Genomic DNA, 317 nt, shown 5'->3' on the forward strand with positions numbered 1-317 from the left:
GAGCCTGAGCCGGCGGGGCTGAAGGGGTCGGTGACGCAGGTGTCGTGGCTGAGTTCGTGGCCGGTGAGGGTGGTGCCGGTCAGGTCGGGTCCGGCGAGGTGCAGTTGGCCGGGGACTGTGGCGGGCACCGGCTGTCGGTCGTGGTCGAGGACGTAGGCGCGGACGTGGTCCGGCAGGATGGTGCCGTCCGGCAGTTCGCGTACGGCGCTGGGCCAGGTGTGCAGCAGCGTGGTGCGCTCGGGTGCGGTGAGGATGTCCAGGTCGGCGATCGGTTGTGAGGCGTCGGCGACGGCCGCCCGCAGCAGACGCTCCAGCCG

Annotated in this window: 1 protein-coding gene; it reads right to left on the minus strand. The window is 72.6% G+C overall.

Annotated elements, in window-relative coordinates; translation table 11 throughout:
• A partial coding sequence (locus IF67_RS40095) for a hypothetical protein (RefSeq protein ID WP_037840465.1) occupies positions 1 to 317 on the minus strand: 317 nt, incomplete at both ends.

The organism is Streptomyces sp. NRRL S-1813 (assembly GCF_000719605.1).
GTDB lineage: Bacteria > Actinomycetota > Actinomycetes > Streptomycetales > Streptomycetaceae > Streptomyces > Streptomyces decoyicus.